Here is a 22,030-nt window from a genome sequence, read left to right as displayed (position 1 = left end):
ACGCGTATTGTGCCAGCCCTCACTGCCCATCCCGGTTATCATCGCCCCTCGGCTTACAAACCTTCCACCGACGATGTCCGCCTTGCCCACTCCCCACGTTCTCCCCTTCGACGCCGTCCTGTTTGACTGTGATGGTGTGCTGGTCGATTCAGAGCGCATCACCCATATCGTGCTGGTCCAGATGCTCGGCGAGCTGGGCTGGACGCTGTCCGTCGATGAAGCGATGGGCATTTTCGTCGGCAAGATGGTCAAGGACGAGGCCGCGCGCATCGAGGCGCATACCGGTTTCCGCCTGACCGAAGCCTGGCTCGAAGGCTTCCGCGCGCGCCGTAATGAAGCGCTTGCGCGCGATCTGATCGAAATTCCCGGCGCACCGGCCGCCGTGCGCGCGGTGCAGGCGGCCTACGATGGCCGCATTGCCGTGGCTTCGGGTGCGGATCGGCGCAAGGTCGAGTTGCAATTGCGCAAGGTCGGCCTACTGGAGTCCTTCGGCGACCATATCTATAGCGGCCACGAAACGCCGCGCAGCAAGCCGCATCCGGACGTCTATCTGGCCGCCGCAGCCGGGCTGGGCGTGGACCCGCGCCGCTGCGCGGTGGTCGAGGACACCGTAACGGGCGCGCGCGCCGGTCTCGCGGCGGGCGCCACCGTGTTCGGTTACAGCCCCGCCGCACCCGGCCACAGCAGCGCCGAAGCGCTCAAGGCCGAAGGCGTCGCGCACGTCTTCACCGATATGGCGCAGTTGCCCGCCCTGCTCACGACCTGGAACGCATCGTAAAGCGATACGAGCGGCGCGACGTTAAGCACATATGACATAGCCGGGCGCCGTGGCGCGCGCGTCACACCCGGCGCGCGAAAGCCGCTGAAAGCGACAATCAGCACGCAAACACGCCACGCCTCCATTACTATCCGGAAATGGCCGTTCGCCGGAAAAGATAGTTTGCTACCGAATCGCTTTACGCTATCATCCCGCCGATGTCGAATCTTCACACCTTACGTCTGGCAGTCAGCAGCACGCTCGTGACGGCCGCCCGCAAGTGGCGGCGCACGAGCCACGGTGCGCTCACGGCCTATAACGTTTCCGAAGCCTGCGCCACGCCGCTGCTCACCGCCGGGCGTCTGGGCGAGGCGGTGCGCCAGGTAACGCTCGCCGAACACGTGGGCATCGAAGGCCCGTCGCTGGTGCGTCTGCTCGACCAGCTCTGCGCCGCCGGCCTCGTGCGCCGCGACGAGGACCCCGACGACCGCCGCGCCAAGACCATCTCCCTTACCGATGAAGGCCAGGCGGTCACCGCAAAAATGGAAGAAGACCTGCGCGAGTTGCGCGCGCGCGTTCTCAAGGGCGTGAGCCGCGCGGACCTGGAAGCCACGTTGCGCGTGCTCAGTGCCTTCAACGCGCCGGATCCGGCCGACGGCAACCTTCCTGACTGAAAGCTGAAAGCGGCCTCATGACCTACCCTTCCATCCGCGACTGGCTCTTCTCCGTCAAGACCTTCGCAGCGTCGATGCTGGCGCTCTATATCGGGCTCGTGTTCCAGCTGCCGCGCCCGTATTGGGCGATGGCGAGCGTCTACATCGTCTCGAATCCGTTCGTTGGCGCGACGCGCTCCAAGGCGCTTTATCGCGTGCTCGGCACCGCCCTGGGCGCGGCAGCCGCCATCGCACTGGTGCCGCCCTTCGTCGAAACGCCGCTGCTGTTCAGCGTGGTCGTGGCGCTGTGGACCGGCACGCTGCTCTATCTGGCGATCATGGATCGCACCGCGCGCAGCTATGTGTTCATGCTCGCGGGCTATACCATGCCGCTCGTGGCCTTTCCCACGGTGACGGACCCGAGCACCGTGTTCGACGTCGCCATCGCGCGGACCGAGGAAATCACGGTCGGCATCATCTGCGCGAGCGTGATCGGCAGCAATATTCTGCCGAGCCGTCTCGCGCCCACGCTGATCGAGCGCGCCGACGCCTGGTTCCGCGACGCCGCCTTCTACGGCCGCGAAACGCTCACGGGCAATATCGTCGGCAAGGCGATTTCAGCCTGCCGGCAGCGTCTGGCGTCGACGGTCAATCAGCTCGAATTCCTGCTGAGCCAGCTGGGCTACGACCATACGCATCCGGAAATCCTTGCACGCGCACAGGATCTACGCGGGCGCATGCAACTATTTCTGCCGATGATTTCGGCGCTTGCCGATCCGCTGATCGCCTTGCGCCGCGATCTGCACGTCTGGCCCGAAGGGCTCGACGCGCTGCTCACCGACGCGGCCAAATGGTTCGACGCACCGCTGCCCACCCGCCCCGCCGACATGCGCGAAGACAAGGGCGACAGCATCGCCGACAGTCTGCGCGCGCGCATCGCCGCGCTGCAACCGGCGCACGACCAGCTCACCGGCTGGGAAGGCGCGCTGCTTTCGAACGCGCTCTGGCGTCTGGGCCAGGTGATTGACGTCTGGCAGGATTGCCTGTCCCTGCGCACGCTGATCGCGCATGAGGAAGGCACGTGGCGGCCACGTTATCGCCATTGGCGGCTGGGCGGCACCGAACGCTTCTACGACCGCGGCCTGATGCTGATTTCGTGCGCGGTGCCCGTGAGCGCGATTCTCGTGGCCTGCTGGCTGTGGGTCAGTTCGGGCTGGCACGATGGCGCGGGCGCCGTGACGCTCGCGGCCGTGGCCTGCTGCTTCTTCGCCGCACTCGACGAGCCCGCGCCGATGGTGTTCCGCTTCTTCGCCGCGACCGCCGCGAGCGTAGTGTTCGCGGGCCTGTATCTGTTCGTGGTGCTGCCCAAGGTGCACGACTTTGCGATGCTGGTGCTGATCTTCGCGGGGCCGTTCATTCTGATCGGCACGCTGATCCCGCGTCCCGCGTTCAATATGGTGACGATGCTCACAGCCGTGAACACGGCGACCTTCATCAGCATCCAGAGCGCTTACGACACTGACTTCCTCGTGTTCCTCAACAGCAATATCGCGGGTGTCGCGGGCCTGTTGTTCGCCTATGTCTGGACGCGCGTGACGCGCCCCTTCGGCGCGGAATTCGCAGCGAGGCGCCTGTTGCGTTCAAGCTGGACGGACGTGGCGCTGTCTGCCTCCACCGCACCGCTCACCGATCAGCGCAATCTCACTTCGCGCATGGTCGACCGGCTGATGCAGCTGATCCCGCGTCTGGCGGCTTCGGACGAGCATCGTCATCCGTCGATCGAAAGCTTCCGCGATCTGCGCATCGCACTCAATGCGCTCGATCTGCGCCGCTCGCGCCGCAAGCTCGACGGCGATGTGCCTGCCGCCATCGACCGCGTGCTCGCAGGCGTGAGCGATCACTACACGCGCTGCGCCGAAGCCAGCCAGCGCCAGAACGCCTCGCCCGCCCTGCTCTCGACCATCGACGACGCCATGCATCGCGTCGCCACGCGCGGCCTCGCCCAGGAAGCGGCCAGCGCCGCGGACACCGTCACGCCAGGCGGCACGCCGCGCGCGCGTCTTTCGCAGCGCTGGCTACGCGATACGCTGCACGCGCTGGTGGGCCTGCGCCTCGCGCTCTATCCCGCGCTTGCGGGCGAGCGTCCGCACGGTGGCACACCGGAGGCCGGCGCATGAGCACTGTTTCTGTTCAACCTCATTCGAAATCCGCACCATGATCGGCGAAATCGATATTTTTGGCGTCTTCGTGCCCGCCGTCCTCGTGCTGATGCTGATCGCGTACCTCATCAACGTCGTGATCGGCAAGGTGCTCACGCGAGTCGGTTTTTACCGGCTCGTCTGGCATCGTTCCATTTTCGATCTCGGCATTTATGTATTCGTACTGGCCGCCGTCATCATCGTGTCGCATCGCTTCGTGAACTAACGTGAACGTGAAAAAAACCTGGTTCTCCGCAGGACAGATCCTGCTGACGCTCATCGTCGTCGTGGTCGCCGCCCTCGTGCTGTGGCGCATCGTCAATTACTACATGTTCTCGCCGTGGACGCGGGACGGCCACGTGCGCGCCGACGTGATTCAGGTCGCGCCCGACGTGGGCGGCCTCATCACCCGCGTCGACGTGGTGGACAACCAGCCGGTCAAGAAAGGCCAGGTCCTGTTCGTAATCGACCAGGCCCGCTACGCGCTGTCGCTGCGTCTCGCGCAAGCCGCGCTCGAACAGCGCAAGGCCACGCTGGCGCAGGCCAAACGCGAGTACGCGCGCAATATCGCGCTCGGCAATCTCGTGGCGAGTGAGTCGATGGAAGAAAGCCGCACGCGCGTCGAGCAAGGCGAGGCGTCCGTCGCCGACGGCCAGGTGCAGGTGGACACCGCGAAGCTCAATCTCGATCGCACCACCATCGTCAGTCCGGTCGACGGCTATCTGAACGACCGCGCGCCACGTACGGGCGAATACGTGTCGGCGGGCCGCGCCGTGCTGTCCGTCGTCGATCTGCATTCGTTCCGCGTGGACGGCTACTTCGAGGAAACGCGCCTGCACGGCATCCATATCGGCCAGCCGGTGGAGATCATCGTGATGGGCGAGGACCGTCCGCTGCGCGGCCACGTGCAGAGCATCGTCGCGGCGATTGAAGACCGCGACCGTCAGCTCAGCCCGAACCTGCTGCCGAACGTGAATCCGGCGTTTAGCTGGGTGCGTCTGGCGCAACGGATTCCGGTGCGCGTCGCGCTCGACGAAGTGCCTGACGATTTCCGCATGATCGCGGGCCGCACCGCCACCGTTGCGGTGCGCGACGATGCGGCGGACAAGAAAGACAAGCGCAATGCCAATGCCGCCGCAAATAGCGCAAGCGGTGTGAATGGCGCAAGCGCAGCCGTCGTCGGTTCCGATGCCGCCGTCGCGCCGGTCATGGCGAGCGGAGCTTCGCAATGACACGTCGCAGTCTTTGGCGCAGTTTCGCCCTCACGCCGCTCGCCCTTGCGCTGGGCGCGTGCATCACGCTCGGGCCGAACTACAAGCTTCCGAAGGAAGCCGCAGTGAATGCGCCGCTTGCGCAAGGGCCGATCGAAGGCGCGGACAAGGCGCCCGTCTCGCAGCAGAACGTGCCGGCCAACTGGTGGCAGCTTTACGACGATCCCACGCTCAATGAACTCGTGCAGGACGCGCTGGCGTCGAACACGAATCTGCGCGTGGCCGCCGCGAACCTCGAACGCTCGCGCGCCGTCGTCGATGTCGCCAATGCGCAGGGCGGATTCTCCGGGAGCGCAACCGCGGGCGCGCAGCGCGCCCAGGTGTCGGGCGAGCAGTATCTGCTGTTCGAAAAAGTCCCCGTGGCGACGCTGGGCGACCTCGGCGTGAACGTGTCGTACGAGTTCGATCTGTTCGGCAAGCTCAAGCGCGGCGTGGAAGCCGCACGCGCGGACGACGAGGCCGTCGAAGCCGCCGCCGACCTCGCGCGCATCAGCGTGGTCGCCGACGTGGTGCAGGCCTATGTCGAATCGTGCTCGGCAGCGGAAGAACTCGCCATTGCGCAGGAATCGCTGAAGCTGCAACAGCAGCGCGTGGCGCTCACGAAGCGCCTGCGCGACGCGGGCCGCGGCAATCAGCCCGACGTGACGCGCGGACAGACCCAGGTGCAGACGCTCGCTGCGGATATCCCGCGTTTCGAGGGCCGCCGCCGCGTCGCGCAATATCAACTGGCCATGCTGCTGGCGCGCGCGCCCAAGGATCTGCCGCCCGCCGCGCTGGCCTGCAACCGCCTGCCCAAACTCAAGCAGCCGATTCCCGTCGGCGACGGGGCCGCGCTTCTCAGACGTCGCCCCGATGTGCGCGAGGCCGAGCGCCAGCTCGCAGCATCGACGGCGCGCATCGGCGTGGCGATTGCCGAGATGTATCCCGATGTCAGTTTCGGAGCGGGCGTGGGCACGGTCGGCCTGACCGGCGATCTGTTCTCGGCCAAGACCAACGCGTGGTCATTCGGACCCCTGATTAGCTGGACGTTCCCGGCCAACGGTCAGCGCGCCCGCGTGCGCGGCGCGGAAGCGGCAACGAGCGGCGCGCTCGCGCATTTCGACGGCGTGGTGTTGAACGCGCTGCGTGAAACGGAGTCGAGTCTCGCGACCTATGCCGCCGACGATCAACGTGCGGATGCGCTGCGCACGGCTTACGCATCGGCGAAGCAGTCGGCGGATGAAACGCATCGGCTTTATTCGGCAGGGCGGGAATCGTTTATTTCGGATCTCGACGCGACGCGCACACTCACGAGCGCGCATTCGCAGGTTGCTGCGGCGGAAGGCCAGGTGGCGCTCGATCAGGTGAAGCTGTTCCTCGCGCTAGGCGGGGGATGGGAGCCGGATCAGGAAAAGCCGGCGGCGGGGCAACCTGCTGGGCATTCCCAATAAGCGAAAGGCGGATCCGCGTGCGGCTGGATCCGCCTTTTTGCTGAAGCGATACAACGGCTCAAGTCCAGCGTCGTTGTCTGAGACGTTTGCTTACTTCGCGTCGTGCGCCGCCTCGCGATAGCGCGCTGCCGGTTGCGACTGCGCGAAATTCGGCATCATTGCCTGACGCGCCTGGTCGAAGGTATTCCACTGCTGCACATCGGGCAGCGGCGGAATCGTCACCGTCTCGCGGCGATCGAAGCCCACCAGTGCCGCATCCACGAGATCGTCCACTTCCATCACGCCTTCGATCGTGTTGACGTCCTTGCCAACGCTCGACCAGATTTCCGTGCGCGTCGCAGCGGGCAACACGGCCTGCACATAGACACCCTTCGGGCCGAGTTCCAGATGCAGTCCTTGCGAAAGGAACAACGCAAAGGCCTTGGTCGCGCCATAGACGCTCATGCCAAACTCGGGCGCGAGACCCACCACCGAAGCGATATTGACGATCGCCCCCTTCCCTTCGCGCACGAAACGCGGCGCAACCGCTGAAGCCAGCCGCGCAAGCGCCGTGGTGTTCAGATCGATCACGCGGGTCACTTCGTCCACGCCCTGTTCGAGAAAGCCACCCGCCGATGCCACGCCGGCATTGTTGACCAGCACGCCGATGCGCGAATCTTCGGCAACGCGCTTCTCCACTTTGATCAGATCGGCGCGCTGCGTGAGATCGGCGCGCAGGATTTCGACGTTGACGCCGTCGCGCTCGCGCAGCCGCGCCGCAAGCGCTTCCAGGCGCGTTTGATCGCGCGCGACCAGCACGAGGTCATGGCCGCGTTTCGCGAAACGATCGGCATACACCGCGCCAATGCCGGAGGATGCGCCCGTAATGAGAACAGCAGGTTGTTGAGCAGACATGGTGAAACTCCTTCGAGTGTCGTGGACTTTTACATGATGACCATCATGTATTTGATCGAATGATGATGGTCATCATGTATAATGTCAAGCAGGAAAATGCGGTACGGAGGACGCGATGCGAGTCAGTCGGGAGCAGGTGGCGTTAAATCGCCAGAAAATTCTGGGGGCCGCGAGCCGCCTTTTTCGTGAGCGCGGCTATGACGCCGTAACGGTCGCGGACGTGATGAGCGCCGCCGGACTCACGCACGGCGGCTTTTACGGCTATTTCAAGTCGAAGGACGAACTGATCGCGCAGACGCTCGAACATCTGATCGGCCAGGGCGATACGGGCGAAACGAATCTGGCACGGTATGCCGCGCGCTATCTATCGAGCGAGCATCGCGACAATATCGCGGATGGCTGTCCCACGGCCGCGCTTGGCGCGGAAACGGTGCGTCAGACGCCCGAGGCGCGCGCGGCTATGGCGGCGGGTCTGAGAAAGCAGATCGAGCGCCTGAGCGCACGCGGCGCGGGCGACGGCGCATACGATGCCGCACAAGCCCGGCGCGCGGCGATCGGCGGCTGGTCGGCCATGGTGGGCGCGATCATTCTCGCGCGCCTCGTCGACGATCCGGCGCTATCGGATGAAGTGCTCAACGAAACGCTCGCCTGGATCGAACATCAGGATGCCGATACATCGGCACCGCTCTGAAGTATCCGCATAAAACAACGCCGCCCGGATGTTTCCATCCAGGCGGCGCGATTTCTCTTGCTGGCGACGGCGAACCTTAGCGGTTCATATACACCGGCGGCGAGTAGCTGCTTGCTGCGCCGCTTTGCGATGTGCCGTCCATTGCGGGGCCATAACCACTGCCATTACGCGCATCGAGACGCGCCTTGGCAGCGCGATAATCATCGGGATAATACGGCGACGCTACATTCGGGCGCCAACCCACCGACTCAAGCGCCTTCAGTTCATTACGCACCTGTTCACGCGTAACCGGGCCATTGTCGGCCTGCGATTGAGCGAAAGAAACGGCCGGTGCTACCACTACCGCAGCCAGCGCGACTGCCTTGATCAGCGACTTCATGACTCCACCTCCGATAACTTGACTTGTTCGGTGCAGCCCAGGCTGCGAACCGGTGTGATAAGTCTAGAAAGAGCGGAACGCCAGATAAATGCCAGCGCGGCGAATTCACTGTTTTCGCGGAACGCACAATCGCGCGCTTTATCACCGCCACTCATAAGCTTGAAACCACGAGGAATAAGCGCTTAAAAAAAGCGTTCGTCTGCGAATTGGGTCATGATAGGCGCTTCGACGATATCGAAGAGGAGGCAGCGATGGCGACATGGAAGCCGGACCCGAGCTTTTATCCCTCCGCGCGACTGGCGGCCGAAGCGAAAGCGGAAACACTCGCCTGGGTCGCGAGTTTCGACCCGACCGGCAGCGTCCCCGATACGCTCGACGTGGTCGATCTCGACCCGGCCTCGCCCGAATACGGTCGCATCGTCCATCGCCTGCCCATGCCGAATACCGGCGACGAACTCCATCACTTCGGCTGGAACGCCTGCAGTTCGTGCCTCTGCCCGAACGCGCCGCACGCGCACACCGAACGCCGCTATCTGATCGTGCCTGGACTGCGTTCCTCGCGCATTCATATCGTCGATACGAAGCCCGATCCGCGTCGCCCTTCCATCGTGCGCGTGCACGAGCCGGAAGACGTCGCCCAGCGTGCGGGTTATTCGCGCCCGCATACCGTGCACTGCGGCCCCGATGGCATTTATGTGACTGCGCTCGCCAATGCCGAAGGTGAAGCGCCCGGTGGCATCTTCCTGATGGATCACGAGAGCTTCGACATTCTCGGCCAATGGGAAATCGAACGGGGTCCTCAACAACTGGCTTACGATGGCTGGTGGCATCTGGGTTATGACACGCTCGTGACGAGCGAATGGGGCCTGCCCGCAGCGTTCGAAAACGGTCTCGTGCCCGAGGTTTTGCTCGGCGGACAATATGGACATCGGCTGCATTTCTGGGATCTGCATACGCGCAAGCACAAACAGGTGCTCGATTTTGGCGCGGAAAATCAGCTGGTGTTTGAACTGCGCCCGGCGCACGATCCCACGAAACCCTACGGTTTCGTGAATTCAGTTATCAGCCTGAAGGATCTTTCTGCCTCAATCTGGCAATGGTATCGGGATGGCGATCAGTGGGCCGCGCGCAAGATCATCGAGATCCCTGCCGAGCCCGCCGATCCGGAAACGTTGCCACCCATGCTCAAGGGATTTTCGGCCGTGCCGCCGCTCGTCACCGACATCGCGCTTTCGCTGGACGACCGCTTTCTCTACGTGGCGTGCTGGGGAACCGGCGATCTGCGCCAATACGATGTTTCGGATCCCGAACATCCAAAACTCACGGGTAAGGTGCGCGTGGGCGGCATCGTTTCCAGCGCTACGCATCCGGCCGCGCAGGGTCGCGCGCTCAACGGCGGCCCGCAGATGGTCGAGGTCAGCCGCGACGGCCGCCGCGTGTATTTCACGAACTCGCTGTACGGCGCGATCGACGCACAGTTCTATCCGCAAGGTATCGACGGCTGGATGGTCAAGCTCAATGCCGGTCCTGACGGCGGCCTGGATTTCGACGAGCGCTTTTTCGTCGAATGGCCCAAGACGCACCGGCCGCACCAGATCCGGCTAGAAGGCGGCGACTGCTCGTCCGATTCGTACTGCTATCCATAACGCGGACTGGCATGGACAACCTGGCTGGCAGCCTCACTTCGCATTGGGCCGCGTGGAGCGCCGTGGTCGCCAGCGGCGTTTTTCACGGTGTGAATCCTGCGATGGGCTGGTTGTTCGCGACAGCGCTCGGCTTGCAGCGCGGCAGTCGGTCGGCGCTGCTGCTGGCGCTCCCGCCTATCGCGCTCGGTCATGCGGCGTCCGTGCTGCTTTTTACGAGTTCGATTGCCTTGCTGGGCGCATGGGCGCCACCGCTCGCGCATAGCGGGCTGCATTGGGTGCTGGGCGCGCTGCTGATCGGCTGGGCCGCGTGGCAGCATGCTTACGGGCACCGCCATCGCGTGCGGGTTGGCATGACGGCGGGCTTTGTCGGGCTTGCCGCGTGGTCGGCGTTGATGGCGACATTGCACGGTGCAGGGCTGATGCTGATGCCCGCGCTGTTGCCGGTCTGCGGCAGCGGCCTGAGTGTGGGCGGCCCGCTTGCAGTATCGGCAGCGTTCACCGCACTGCATACGGTCGTCACACTCGCGACGACCGCCGCCATCGCGCTGCTCGCCTATGAATACCTGGGTCTGGGTATCCTCAGGCGCGGCTGGATCAATTTCGAATGGCTTTGGCAAGGTGCGCTGGTGGCCACCGGCGCGCTGATGATCGCGGCGGGTTGAAACTCACTCCCCTTGCGGATAATCCGTCGCCAGGCTCGTATCGCGCCAGGTGTCGATATCGGCGAGTGCCGCACGCAGGCGCGCCGCCACCGCATCCACGCCAAACGCGCCCAGCACCAGATGGCGCGGCGGCTTCTCCACTTCGGTCAGGCGGATCATCGCGAGCGCCGCGCGCTTCGGATCACCCGCCTGCTTACCGCTGCCTTCGGCGGTGCGCTGCATGCGCGCGCCAGCGGTTTCCGCATAATCGGCGATGCGGTTGGGCGTTTGCACCAGCGAGCGGCCCGCCCAATCGGTACGGAAAGGCCCTGGCTCGACGCAGGTGACCTTGATGCCTAGCGGGCCCGCCTCCGCGAGCAGCGCGTCGGAGAAGCCTTCCACTGCGTGCTTTGAGGCCGAGTAGTAGCCCGATCCCGGAAAGCCCGCAAGCCCTGCCACCGACGTGATATTGATGACGTGACCGCCGCCTTTCGCACGCATGCCGGGCAGCACCGCGCGCGTCATCGCGAAGAGGCCAAACGTGTTCGCATCGAATTGCGCACGGATTTCGCGCTCGTCGCCCTCTTCGATCGAGCTTTGATAGCCGTAGCCCGCGTTGTTAACGAGCACGTCGATTGCGCCGAACTGCTTGAGCGCCTGCGCGACGGCGGCCTCGATCTGCGCGGCGTCGGTCACATCGAGCGAAACGCGCAGCAGTCGATCGCCCGCATCGGGTGCCAGGTCATCGAGCGAAGCCTTGTCGCGAGCGGTAGCAACGCAGCGCCAGCCGCGCTCGAGTACGGCCAGCGCCAGTTCGCGGCCAAAGCCGGTGGAGCAGCCGGTGATGAACCAGACGGGTGACGCGTTGTTCGTGGAAATATCGGACATGGACGTAGCCTCACATGCGGTAGACGGCGGAGAACTGACGGGATCGACGCTTGGGTGCGCCCAGCACGGCGCGCGCCCGAAAGGCAAGTGGAAGGCGCGGCCGCAACGCAAATGGACCATCAGAAAGCGGCACGCCACGACTGCCGATGATAGCGGTAACGCGCACAACGTGCAGACCTGCCCGAGCGCCAATCGCGCGGCCCATGTACCATACGGCGCTCGCGCCCTTGTACCCTGATTCGCACAGTGGGCGCCTCGCTTTCAATCGAAATTGCCGGAGAAATAGACCCGATGTCCACCGTCACCTCGCCCGAGACGTCCACCGCCGCCGCTCAACGTGCCCTCGAAACGCGCTATGGCACGCCGTGGAGCGCGCCGCTGCCCGCCTGGAACGAGACGCTCGATTCGCTGCTCGCGCACCGTTCAGTGCGCAATTTCGCCGATAAGCCGCTGCCCCAAGGCACGCTCGAAACGCTGATCGCCGCCGCGCAATCGGCTTCGACTTCGTCAAATCTGCAGACGTGGAGCGTGGTGGCGATCGAAGACCCGGAACGCAAGGCGCGTCTGGCCGCGCTCGCCGGCAATCAGTCGCAGATTCGCGAAGCGCCGCTGTTCCTCGTCTGGCTCGCCGACCTCAACCGTCTCGAAGCCGCCGCAGGCCGCAACGGCGCGAGCGCCGAAGGTCTTCACTATATGGAAACGCTGTTCGTCGGCGTGATCGATGCGGCGCTTGCGGCGCAGAATGCCGTGGTGGCGATGGAATCGCTCGGTATGAGCGGTGTTTATATCGGCGCGATCCGCAATCAACCCGAACAGGTCGCCGCCGAACTGGGGCTGCCGCCGCGCGTGCTGCCCGTGTTCGGCCTGTGCATCGGTTACGAGGATGAAACGCGCCCCGCGCAGATCAAGCCGCGTCTGCCGCAGCCCGTCGTGCTCCATCGCGAACAATACGACGCGACTTCGCAGCAAGACGGTATCGCGCGTTACGACGAAGTAATCGGCGAATTCCAGACCGCGCAAGGTCAAAGCGCTGCGGGCTGGACGTCGCGCTCGCTGGCACGCTGGCGCAGCCGCGAATCGCTGCATGGCCGCGACCGTCTGCGCGAGGCACTCAACGCACTCGGTTTCGAGCTGCGTTAAAGCGCGTGATCGGTCGAATCCGTTGAATACGCAACGATATTGAACAAGGAGCGATGCAGATGAAAGTCGCCATCATGGGCGCTGGTGCAGTGGGCTGCTATTACGGCGGCATGCTCGCACGCGCGGGACACGACGTCGTGCTGATCGGGCGCGCCCAGCATGTTGAAGCGATCGAACGCAACGGCCTGCGCCTTGAAACGCAGAGTTTCGACGAACGCATCGGCGCTCCGCACCTGCATGGAAGCGCCGACGCCAGCGCCGTAGCGGGTGCGCAACTCGTGCTGTTCTGCGTGAAATCGACCGATACCTTAAGTGCGGGCGCATCCATCGCGCCGTATCTCTCAGACGATGCGCTCGTACTCACGCTGCAAAACGGCGTCGATAACGCCGAGCGGTTACGCACGGCGATCAAGCAGGAAGTCGCCGCTGCGGTAGTGTATGTAGCGAGCGAAATGGCCGGTCCGGGTCACGTGCGCCACAACGGCCGCGGCGAACTGGTGATCGAACCGTCACGCCAGAGCGAAACCGTTGCGCGCGCACTGATCGAGGCGGGCGTACCCACGGAAATCAACGCCAACGTGCGCGGCGCGCTGTGGTCCAAGCTGATTCTGAACTGCGCGTATAACGCGCTTTCGGCGATTTCACAGTTGCCTTATGGGCGACTCGTGCAGGGCGTGGGCGTGCGCGATTCGATGCGCGACGTCGTAGCCGAATGCAAGGCCGTCGCGCAAGCCGACGGCGTGACGTTGCCGCCCGATGTGGATGCGAACGTGAGCCGTATCGCCGAGACCATGCAGGAGCAGTATTCGTCGACGGCGCAGGATCTCGCGCGCGGCAAGCGCAGCGAAATCGATCATCTCAACGGTTACGTCGTGCAGCGCGGCGAAGCGCTGCGCGTCGCAACGCCTGCCAATCGCCTGCTGCATACGATTGTGAAACTGATCGAAGATAAGGCGCACGGCACGATCTGACCGCGCCCGCGCGCCTGTTCCATGCGCGTTTCGACCTTACGTCGTTTCGCGCTCGAACACCAGCAAGGTCGATGTCGCCGATGCGTAGAGCTTGCCCGCTGCGTCCTTGATCGTCGCTTCGGTGAAGGCGGCGCGGCGGCCGATGGTCAGCACGCGGCCCTCGGCGTACACCGTGCCGGTGCTGGCCGTCATCGCGCGATGATAGGCCACCTTCAATTCCAGCGTGGTGTAACCCTGATTCGCGGCAAGACGCGAGTGCGCCGCGCAACCGCAGGCGGAATCGAGCAGCGTAGCCGCATAGCCGCCGTGCACGGTGCCGATCGGGTTGTAGGCGTGCACGCCAGGCACGCTTTCGAACACCACTCGGCCCTCCTCCACTTCCGCGAGTTTGAAGCCTAACGTTTCGCCAATCGGCGCGACGCGGCCGCTCGCGAGCATCTGCTGCAATTGTTCGAGGCCGGTCAGGCCTGCGGGAAGTTCGGCAACGAGATTCATGGGTCAAAGTCTCCATCGGTTGAGCGTGCCGCGCCCGGTTTGCCCGGCGCAACGCATGGCGACATCCTACCCTGTTGCGAACGATCGTGCTTAAACGCTTTTTAGCGGATTTCCTCTGATGTTTTTATGCTGATGTCAGTAGGTTTCGAGGTGCAGTCGCCCTTCGCGCCTGAGCCTCTCCCAGAGCGCCGTCCAGTCCATGCCGTGCGATGCGGCGATACATTCGAGCGCCTGCAGCACGCCATCCTCCATGCCTCGCAGTCCGCATACGAAAACATGGGTATTGCCATCGCTGAGCAGGCGCGCAACGTCTTCGGCGCGTTCACGCATGGCGTCCTGCACGTAACGCTTCGGCTGGCCCGGTGTGCGCGAGAAGGCCAGATTCGTGTCGATGAAGTCCTTTGGCAGATTCATCAGTGGTCCAAAGTAAGGCAATTCCTCGCGCGTGCGCGCGCCAAAGAACAGCATGAGTTTGCCCGTTTCCCCAGTTTCGCCCACTGCCCTGCGGCGACGCCGGTACTCCGTCATCGCCCGCAGCGGCGCGGATCCAGTGCCCGTGCAGATCATCAGGAGATGCGAATCCGGATGGTTCGGCATCAGGAAGGTGTTGCCGAAAGGGCCAATCACCGTCACCACATCGCCCTTCTCAAGATCGCAGAGATAGTTGGAGCACACGCCATCGCCGTTCTGATGCTGCACGCGCTTTACGGTCAGTGCGACGTTGTTGTAGCCCGGTCTTTCTCCATCTCGCGGGCTGGCAATCGAGTATTGGCGCGCGTGATGCGCGCGGCCATCGGCGCTCGTGCCCGGCGGCAGAATGCCGATCGACTGGCCTTCCAGCACCGGAAACGGCAACGTCCCGAAATCGAGCACAATATGGTGAATATCGCTTTGCGCGGCGGCATCGGTGAGGCGGTAATTGCCCACTACCGTCGCCGTGGCTGGCGTCTTGTGCGTGTATAGCTGCACGTACGGCCGCGCCGCCGACCATGGCGCAATGGTCGAGCCACGCACGGTATCGGAAGCCACGGGAGCCTCTTCGTGCGCCGCGTCACGCGGCAAAGGCCCTTGCGCGGGCGCGTCTATTTCCGCATTCTGCCCGGGTAATGCTTCCCAGCCAAACTGGTCGTCAAGGCTATACGCTGCACGCTTGAGCACATTGCGCCAGTTGTCGATCGCGCCAGTCGGGCATGGCGGCACGCAGGCCATACAACCGTTGCACACCTCTGCCTTCACGACATAATTGACGCCATCGTGCGTAATCGCATCGATCGGGCAGGTCTCTTCGCAGGTGTTGCAGCGAATGCAGATCTCGGGGTCGATCAGATGTTGCCGCAGCGTTTCACTGTGCGTGTCCATGCGCGTATTCACAATAATCCACGCTTCAATCGAAACGCACGTACTCGAAATCAACGGGCTGTCGGTTGACGCCCATCGCAGGCGGCGCGATCCAGTTGGCGAACTTGCCTGGCTCCACAACGCGCCCCATCAACGAAGCCACATACGCGCGATCTTCGGCGGTAGGCAGCCAGTTCGCTTCGTTGGTCGCCCATTGCGCCTCGTCGATCACGCGGCCCTCCGGCGCAACTCGCACACCCGCAAACGTGCCGATGCGTCGATTGAACGCCTTGTGCGGCACACTCAGACGAAAATCGATCCCCGCCTTCTCCAGCACCTTGTTCCAGCGGTTCACGCCCGCCACTGAATCCTTGATGTAGTCGTCGCGCAGCACTTCGTTCATGGCGTTGAGCATCGGTACGTCGCGCTCGACCAGGCGGCCCTCCTGCACGTCAAGCAGACGATACGTCTGTCCTTCGAGTTGATGGTCGTCGTCGCGCTTCGTTTCTTCGTAACGGCCTTTCAGGCCTGCACTATAGAACGTGGCGGCATTCGACGAGTGGTCAGCGCCAAACAGATCGATCGTCACCGAATAGTGGAAATTCAGGTAGCGCTGGATTGTTTCGAGGTCGATCACTCCCGCTTCGCGCAGGCGCTTTGCATCGCTCGTATCCAGCTCTTTCATCACCTGCGCCGTGCGCTGCACGACGCGCGAGACGCCCGATTCGCCCACGAACATGTGGTGCGCCTCTTCGGTCAGCATGAACTTCGTCGTGCGGGCGAGCGGATCGAAGCCCGATTCCGCCAATGCCGATAACTGGAACTTCCCGTCGCGATCCGTGAAATAGGTGAACATGAAAAACGCCAGCCAGTCAGGCGTCTTTTCGTTGAACGCGCCCAGAATGCGCGGATTGTCGTCGTCGCCTGAACGGCGTTCGAGCAATGCTTCGGCCTCCTCACGACCGTCACGACCAAAGTGGCGATGCAACAGATAGACCATCGCCCACAGATGCCGCCCTTCTTCCACGTTGACCTGAAAGAGGTTGCGCAGATCGTACAGGGACGGCGCGGTCAAACCCAGATGCCGTTGCTGTTCGACCGAAGCCGGTTCCGTATCGCCCTGCGTCACGATGATGCGACGCAGATTCGCGCGATGCTCGCCCGGCACGTCCTGCCAGGCAGCTTCACCCTTGTGCGCGCCGAAGTGGATCTTGCGCTGCGCATCGCCGGGTGCGAGAAAGATGCCCCAGCGATAGTCGGGCATTTTCACGTGATCGAAATGCGCCCAGCCACCCGCGTCCACGCTCACTGCGGTGCGCAGATAAACATCGAAACCATGCGAGCCTTCCGGTCCCATGTCGCCCCACCAGGAGAGAAAGTTCGGCTGCCATTGTTCGAGCGCGCGCTGCAAGGCGCGGTCGTCGGCGAGGTTGACGTTGTTCGGAATCTTGTCGCTGTAATTGATCGAAGCATTGAGCGTGGACATGAGCGTTCCTGGCTGTGATCGTGTCAATCAAACGCGGGCGGGATCGAATTGCGCCTTGCTGCCCGTGCCGTAGACCTTGAGCGCGCCCTTTTCACCCACGGCGTTGGGGCGGTTGAAGATCCAGTTCTGCCATGCCGAGAGTCGCCCAAAAATGCGCGTCTCCATGGTTTCCTGGCCGTTGAAACGCAGATTCGCCTCGAGGCCCGTGAGCGCATCGGGTGACATCGCCGCACGCTCCTCCAGCGCAATGCGGATCTCGTCGGCCCAGTCGATGTCGTCGGGCGCGGCGGTGACCAGCCCGAGCGCTTCGGCTTCAACCGGCTTGACCGCGCGGCCGATACAAGACCGCGCCGCATCGAGCGGTTCGGCTTCTCCGTAGAAACGGCGATCCAGACGCGACTGCTGCGTGACCATCGGATACAGCCCAAAATTCGCTTCGGATAGCGTAATAACCGGCTCTTCGTCTTCATTCGATGGCAGCGCGGCCATATAGCTGCGATCGGCGGCGAAAGCGAGTTCGGCCAGCGTTCCCGCGAAGCACGAGCCGGGTTCGATCAACGCGAACAGAGAGCGCGAAGACACGTCGACGCGCGCCAGCGTGCGGCGCAGCATGCCAATCGTCTCGCGCACGAACCAGTGATCACGATGTGCGATCAGCGCCGCGTCGGCCGCCAGCACCGCGCGCGCATCGCCTGCGGTCTTGAGGATCCACGTGCCGATTTCCGGCTCGTTGGTGCGCATCGAGAGAATCGCATCGTCGAGTTCGCGGGCCATGCGCAGCGGCCACCACGCGGCTCCGGCGGCAACGATCGCTTCAATACCGGCATTGCTCCCTTCAGGCAGCGCAGCATCCGCCAGATCCGGCGCCTTGACCGTAAAGGTGGCCGTGCGCTTTGCGCGATCGATCGTCACGTCGACACACGCGTAACTCAAACCATTCTCGGGCTCGACGCGCTCGATACGCGTGAGCGCGACGCCTCGCGCCTGCGCGGGACGACCACTCTGCGCAGCCAGCGCAAGCGCGCGCGCCTGTACGGCCTCTGCGAAGCGATTGGGTTTGACCACGTCGTCCACGAGCCGCCAGGCCTTGGCGCGTTCGCCGCGAATGCCTTCGGCGACGGTGCAGAAAATATCGGCGCGATCGTGGCGCACCTTGCGTTTATCAGTGAGACGAGTAAGACCACCGGTGCCGGGCAGCACACCGAGCAATGGCACTTCGGGCAACGCGACCGTCGACGAACGATCGTCGACGAGCAGGATTTCATCGCACGCCAGCGCAAGCTCATAACCGCCGCCTGCGCACGCGCCGTTGACGGCGGCGATGAATTTCAGCCCTGAATGACGCGACGAATCTTCGATGCCGTTGCGCGTTTCGTTGGTGAACTTGCAGAAGTTGACCTTCCACGCATGCGAGGAAAGTCCCAGCATGAAGATGTTCGCGCCCGAGCAGAACACCCGCTCCTTGAGGCTCGTGACCACAACGCTGCGAACCTGGGGATGCTCGAAGCGAATGCGCTGGAGCGCGTCGTAAAGCTCGATATCGACGCCCAGATCATAGGAGTTGAGCTTGAGCTTGTAGCCCTCTCGAATGCCGCCGTCTTCGGCGATATCGAGGCCGAGCGTCGCAATCGGGCCGTCGACGCTCAGTGTCCAGTGACGATACTGCGAGGGATCGGTGCGGTAGTCGACCCGCTGGGAGCGGGCCGGATCGGCTTGCGAAGCAACAGGCGGCGGGGCAGTAGCGATGTCTGCGGCGGCCATGGGCGTCTCCGGTATCGGGAACCTTGCGGGAATGTGCCTCTCGTTGCTTTGAACGATAGTGCAGCACTCCACCCATGTAAAGCACTTTAGTGCATATTCAGAAGTTCAGTGGGTAATCCATGAAAAGTAGTGCATGCGCCGCCGCGCGAATCGTGCCTCACGTTCTTCAATCAGGACGCACAGGCTCCGCGCCCAATCGCGCCGCCAGCCGGTCGCGCAGTTGCAGATAGGCGTCGGCCAGCGTCTTTTCGCTGGTGTCGAAGCGCATGTCGGCACGCGCGTAGAGTTCGCTGCGGCCCGCGAGGATGCGCTTGAGGTCGTCCATCGCCTCGTTGTTGCCCGACATGGGCCGCAGGTCGCCCTGCGCAATGACGCGGCGCATATGGTCCTCGGGCGCGGCCTGGAGCCAGACGGTGAAGCAGTGCGCAAGCAGGGTGTTGAAGGTGCCCGGCTCGGCCACGAGGCCGCCCGGCAAAGCAATGACCGCACGCGGATGTTCCGCGATCACGGCGTCCAGCGCGCGCTGCTCGTAGCGGCGGTAGGCACTCGCGCCATAGAGCGAATGGATCTCCGAAGGCGGACAGCCCGCCAGTTGCTCGATCACGCGGGTCAGTTCGACGAACGGCACCTTGCGCTCCTGGGCAAGCATGCGCCCGAGCGTCGATTTGCCCGCGCCGCGCAGGCCGATCAGCGCAATGCGTTCGTTGCGATGCTCGTCGGCGGGCGTTTGCGCGAACATGTCCGCCAGTGCCATGCGAGCGCGTTGCAGCGCGGCCGGATCGCGGCCTTGCAGCAGTTCGCGGATCAACAGCCATTCCGCCGATGAAGTCGTGACGTCGCCGATTACCTCGGCGAGCGCGCAGTTCAGCGTGGTCGCGATCTGGCGCAGCACCAGCACCGAGGCGTTACCGACGCCCGATTCCAGATTGGCGAGATGGCGCTCGGAGAGCCCCGTCTCGGCGGCGAGCGCCTTGCGCGTCATGCCGCGGCGCGCGCGCAGCATCCGCACGCGCTCGCCCATCGCTGTCAGGAAAGGATCGCGCTCGATGCGCGCGCCACTTGCCGCGTCGGCCCCCTCGCGGGCCTGCGCGTTGTCCGTCACGTCGTTCGCCGGCGCATCGGCGATATACGTTTGCTTCATCTTCAGAGGCCTCTCAACCCAGTTTTATGTACTATAGTGCTTGACACGCACTTTGCTTGCCCCTGATTTTCCGCTAAAAGTCGTCTAAACGACAAACCCCTTCGGGAAACGCAAGCCACCAGGGTCGCCTCACACCCGGGCAAACCAGCATTTACCAGGCAATCCGAATCACTTCGAATCCCCCTGTACCGTAGCGCTCACAACGACAACCGTCCGCTCGCGATCCCTGGAGACGCACCAAAGGAAACGTGAAGCGGACGCAAGACAGCGGAGACAGCAACGTGGATATCCAGGCAGCGCCGCCGCTTGCGGCGCTCGAACGCACAACGCCCGCCCCACCGCCGCCTGAGCAGTTCAATTTCGCGGCGCATCTGTTTGCGCTCAACGCAGAGCGCAGCGCCTGGCCCGCCTATATCGACGACGACGGCACGCTCTCATACGGCGAGCTGGAATTGCGCGCCCGTCGGTTTTCCGCCGCGCTGCGCGCACTGGGACTGCGGGCCGAAGAGCGCATCCTGCTGGTGATGCTCGATACGATCGAGTTGCCGGTTGCCTTTCTTGGCGCGCTGCATGCGGGTGTCGTGCCCGTGATCGTCAACACGCTGCTGGGCGTGCCCGACTACGTCTATATGCTCAACCACAGCCGCGCGCGGCTCGTGATCGCGTCCGGGGCGTTGCAAGGCGTGGTGAGCGCCGCGCTCGATCAGGCTGAACGCAGCGATTGCCTTCTGGTGATTTCCCGGCCCGCCGACGATGCGGCTTCAAGCGCACGCGAGCATCACATACTGGGCGATCTCATCGACCACGCCCCGCCCGCTTCACGTGCCGCGCAAACCGGCAGCGACGATATCGCCTTCTGGCTCTACTCGTCGGGATCGACGGGCAAACCCAAAGGCACCGTACACACGCACGCCAATCTGTACTGGACCGTCGAAACCTATGCAAAGCCGATACTCGGCATCCGCGAAAGCGACATCGTGTTCTCCGCCGCCAAACTGTTCTTCGCCTATGGGCTGGGCAATGGTTTGTCGTTTCCGCTGTCGGTGGGCGCGACCACCATCCTGATGGCCGAACGCCCCACCGCCGACGCCGTATTTGCGCGCCTCGTGCGCCACCGCCCAACCATCTTCTACGGCGTGCCGACGCTCTACGCGAGCATGATGGCCTCGCCGTCCCTGCCCGCGCGCGCCGACGTCGCGCTGCGCATCTGCACCTCGGCGGGCGAGGCGCTGCCGCGCGAGATCGGCGAGCGTTTCAGCCGTCATTTCGGCAGCGATATTCTCGATGGCATTGGTTCCACCGAGATGCTGCACATCTTTCTCTCCAACCGTCCGGGCGAAGTCGAGTACGGCACCACCGGCCGCCCCGTGCCCGGCTACGAGATCGAACTGCGCGACGAAGCGGGCCATCTCGTGCCCGAGGGCGAAATCGGCGACCTCTACATCCGTGGCCCGAGCGCCGCCGTGATGTACTGGAACAATCGCGAAAAGTCGCGCGCCACCTTCCTGGGCGACTGGGTCCGAAGTGGCGACAAGTACCGCCGTATTCCGGGCGGATGGTACGTCTACGCAGGCCGCAGCGACGACATGCTCAAGGTCAGCGGCCAGTATGTCTCGCCGATCGAAGTGGAGATGGCGCTCGTGCAGCACGACGCCGTGCTCGAAGCGGCCGTGATCGGCATCGAGCAGGATGGGCTCATGCGGACCTGTGCATTCGTCGTGCTCAAGGCCGAAGCGCGCGCCGCGCACTCATTGCAAGCGTCGCCCTCAACACACGCTGCGCACACCGAACTCGCGCAACAACTCAAGGCGTTCGTGAAGACGCGTCTCGCGCCGCGCAAGTATCCGCGCGACATCCTGTTCGTCGACGATCTGCCCAAGACCGCCACCGGGAAGATCCAGCGCTTCCGTCTGCGCGAGGAATTCCGCACGCCATGACTCGTGACTCGATGACGGTATTGCCTGCGAACGTCCGCCAGGCCATCGTGCGCTTCGTGACCTCCTGAGCCGCGCAAGCGCCAACTTGCGCTTTTCCGCAGACCATTCGATGCACGCTGCATCGCTCAGTTGCGCTTCCCGCCAACGGTCTGCCGAAATGTGACATCGCCGCCCTGGCCATGCCACATCCGCGCGTCACAATGATGTATCGTCTGCAACTGGCCGCGCCAGGCGCGGCTTCGGCAACGCCCAGCGGCGCGTGCGGCGCGCCAGCGATCCGCCACGGGAAATCACCGGCCACACTCAGCAGCAG

The 22,030-nt window shown here is 63.9% G+C and carries 20 protein-coding genes; 12 read left to right on the top strand and 8 right to left on the bottom strand.

Annotated features, from left to right (window positions below):
- Positions 1-82: 82 nt before the first annotated feature.
- From F3J17_RS28140 to F3J17_RS28115, 6 genes are all read left to right on the top strand, one after another.
- A complete protein-coding gene (locus F3J17_RS28140) occupies positions 83-778 on the top strand; it encodes an HAD family phosphatase (RefSeq protein ID WP_240161186.1) in 696 nt (231 codons plus the stop codon).
- 197 nt (positions 779-975) lie between these two features.
- Positions 976-1,431: a MarR family transcriptional regulator gene (locus tag F3J17_RS28135; protein ID WP_167066964.1), complete on the top strand. Its 456-nt coding sequence runs from the start codon at positions 976-978 to the stop codon at positions 1,429-1,431.
- A gap of 17 nt (positions 1,432-1,448) precedes the next feature.
- Positions 1,449-3,587, top strand: coding sequence for an FUSC family protein (locus F3J17_RS28130; protein ID WP_167066961.1), 2,139 nt, complete (start codon positions 1,449-1,451; stop codon positions 3,585-3,587).
- Between the two features lie 37 nt (positions 3,588-3,624).
- A complete protein-coding gene (locus F3J17_RS28125; protein WP_027818583.1) occupies positions 3,625-3,834 on the top strand; it encodes a DUF1656 domain-containing protein in 210 nt (69 codons plus the stop codon).
- Positions 3,835-3,841: 7 nt separating this feature from the next.
- Positions 3,842-4,840: an HlyD family secretion protein gene (locus tag F3J17_RS28120; RefSeq protein ID WP_167067214.1), complete on the top strand. Its 999-nt coding sequence runs from the start codon at positions 3,842-3,844 to the stop codon at positions 4,838-4,840.
- Positions 4,837-6,309, top strand: coding sequence for an efflux transporter outer membrane subunit (locus F3J17_RS28115; protein ID WP_167066958.1), 1,473 nt, complete (start codon positions 4,837-4,839; stop codon positions 6,307-6,309). Before F3J17_RS28120 ends, F3J17_RS28115 begins: the two co-directional genes overlap by 4 nt.
- Before the next feature lie 90 nt (positions 6,310-6,399).
- Here the strand turns inward: F3J17_RS28115 and F3J17_RS28110 are convergent, their stop codons facing one another.
- Positions 6,400-7,203 (bottom strand): SDR family oxidoreductase, encoded by an 804-nt coding sequence (locus F3J17_RS28110; RefSeq protein ID WP_167066955.1) that lies wholly within the window; start codon positions 7,201-7,203, stop codon positions 6,400-6,402.
- 115 nt (positions 7,204-7,318) lie between these two features.
- On the opposite strand from F3J17_RS28110, the gene F3J17_RS28105 reads away from it, so the two are divergent.
- On the top strand, positions 7,319-7,894 hold the full coding sequence (locus F3J17_RS28105; protein ID WP_167066952.1) for a TetR/AcrR family transcriptional regulator: 576 nt from the start codon (positions 7,319-7,321) through the stop codon (positions 7,892-7,894).
- A gap of 76 nt (positions 7,895-7,970) precedes the next feature.
- On the opposite strand, the gene F3J17_RS28100 is transcribed toward F3J17_RS28105, so the two are convergent.
- Positions 7,971-8,273: a DUF4148 domain-containing protein gene (locus F3J17_RS28100; RefSeq protein ID WP_167066949.1), complete on the bottom strand. Its 303-nt coding sequence runs from the start codon at positions 8,271-8,273 to the stop codon at positions 7,971-7,973.
- Between the two features lie 251 nt (positions 8,274-8,524).
- On the opposite strand from F3J17_RS28100, the gene F3J17_RS28095 reads away from it, so the two are divergent.
- On the top strand, positions 8,525-9,919 hold the full coding sequence (locus F3J17_RS28095) for a selenium-binding family protein (RefSeq protein WP_167066946.1): 1,395 nt from the start codon (positions 8,525-8,527) through the stop codon (positions 9,917-9,919).
- An 11-nt stretch (positions 9,920-9,930) separates the two neighbouring features.
- A complete protein-coding gene (locus F3J17_RS28090) occupies positions 9,931-10,581 on the top strand; it encodes a hypothetical protein (RefSeq protein ID WP_167066943.1) in 651 nt (216 codons plus the stop codon).
- A gap of 3 nt (positions 10,582-10,584) precedes the next feature.
- Here the strand turns inward: F3J17_RS28090 and F3J17_RS28085 are convergent, their stop codons facing one another.
- Positions 10,585-11,448 carry an oxidoreductase gene (locus F3J17_RS28085; protein WP_167066940.1) on the bottom strand — a complete coding sequence of 288 codons (864 nt, stop codon included), beginning with the start codon at positions 11,446-11,448 and terminating at the stop codon, positions 10,585-10,587.
- 291 nt (positions 11,449-11,739) lie between these two features.
- Here F3J17_RS28085 and F3J17_RS28080 point away from each other — a divergent pair, with 291 nt between their 5' ends.
- Positions 11,740-12,588 carry an NADPH-dependent oxidoreductase gene (locus F3J17_RS28080; protein WP_167066937.1) on the top strand — a complete coding sequence of 283 codons (849 nt, stop codon included), beginning with the start codon at positions 11,740-11,742 and terminating at the stop codon, positions 12,586-12,588.
- Between the two features lie 59 nt (positions 12,589-12,647).
- Entirely contained in the window at positions 12,648-13,559 is a 912-nt protein-coding gene (locus tag F3J17_RS28075; protein WP_167066934.1) for a ketopantoate reductase family protein, read from the top strand.
- A gap of 36 nt (positions 13,560-13,595) precedes the next feature.
- On the opposite strand, the gene F3J17_RS28070 is transcribed toward F3J17_RS28075, so the two are convergent.
- From F3J17_RS28070 to F3J17_RS28050, 5 genes are all read right to left on the bottom strand, one after another.
- On the bottom strand, positions 13,596-14,054 hold the full coding sequence (locus tag F3J17_RS28070) for a PaaI family thioesterase (RefSeq protein WP_167066931.1): 459 nt from the start codon (positions 14,052-14,054) through the stop codon (positions 13,596-13,598).
- A gap of 135 nt (positions 14,055-14,189) precedes the next feature.
- The gene (gene boxA, locus F3J17_RS28065; RefSeq protein WP_167066928.1) at positions 14,190-15,413 is read right to left on the bottom strand and encodes a benzoyl-CoA 2,3-epoxidase subunit BoxA; all 1,224 of its coding nucleotides are present in this window, start codon (positions 15,411-15,413) and stop codon (positions 14,190-14,192) included.
- A 25-nt stretch (positions 15,414-15,438) separates the two neighbouring features.
- Positions 15,439-16,878, bottom strand: coding sequence for a benzoyl-CoA 2,3-epoxidase subunit BoxB (gene boxB, locus F3J17_RS28060; RefSeq protein WP_167066925.1), 1,440 nt, complete (start codon positions 16,876-16,878; stop codon positions 15,439-15,441).
- 27 nt (positions 16,879-16,905) lie between these two features.
- Positions 16,906-18,639, bottom strand: coding sequence for a 2,3-epoxybenzoyl-CoA dihydrolase (boxC, locus tag F3J17_RS28055; RefSeq protein ID WP_167066922.1), 1,734 nt, complete (start codon positions 18,637-18,639; stop codon positions 16,906-16,908).
- A 166-nt stretch (positions 18,640-18,805) separates the two neighbouring features.
- Positions 18,806-19,780 carry a helix-turn-helix transcriptional regulator gene (locus tag F3J17_RS28050; RefSeq protein ID WP_167066919.1) on the bottom strand — a complete coding sequence of 325 codons (975 nt, stop codon included), beginning with the start codon at positions 19,778-19,780 and terminating at the stop codon, positions 18,806-18,808.
- Positions 19,781-20,067: 287 nt separating this feature from the next.
- Here F3J17_RS28050 and F3J17_RS28045 point away from each other — a divergent pair, with 287 nt between their 5' ends.
- Positions 20,068-21,717 (top strand): benzoate-CoA ligase family protein, encoded by a 1,650-nt coding sequence (locus F3J17_RS28045; RefSeq protein ID WP_167067211.1) that lies wholly within the window; start codon positions 20,068-20,070, stop codon positions 21,715-21,717.
- Positions 21,718-22,030: the final 313 nt, after the last annotated feature.

This window comes from Burkholderia sp. Ax-1719 (genome assembly GCF_011753055.1).
Classification (GTDB): Bacteria; Pseudomonadota; Gammaproteobacteria; order Burkholderiales; family Burkholderiaceae; genus Paraburkholderia.
The sequence above is the reverse complement of the archived record's forward strand: the minus strand, read 5'-3'. Positions and strand labels throughout refer to the sequence as shown.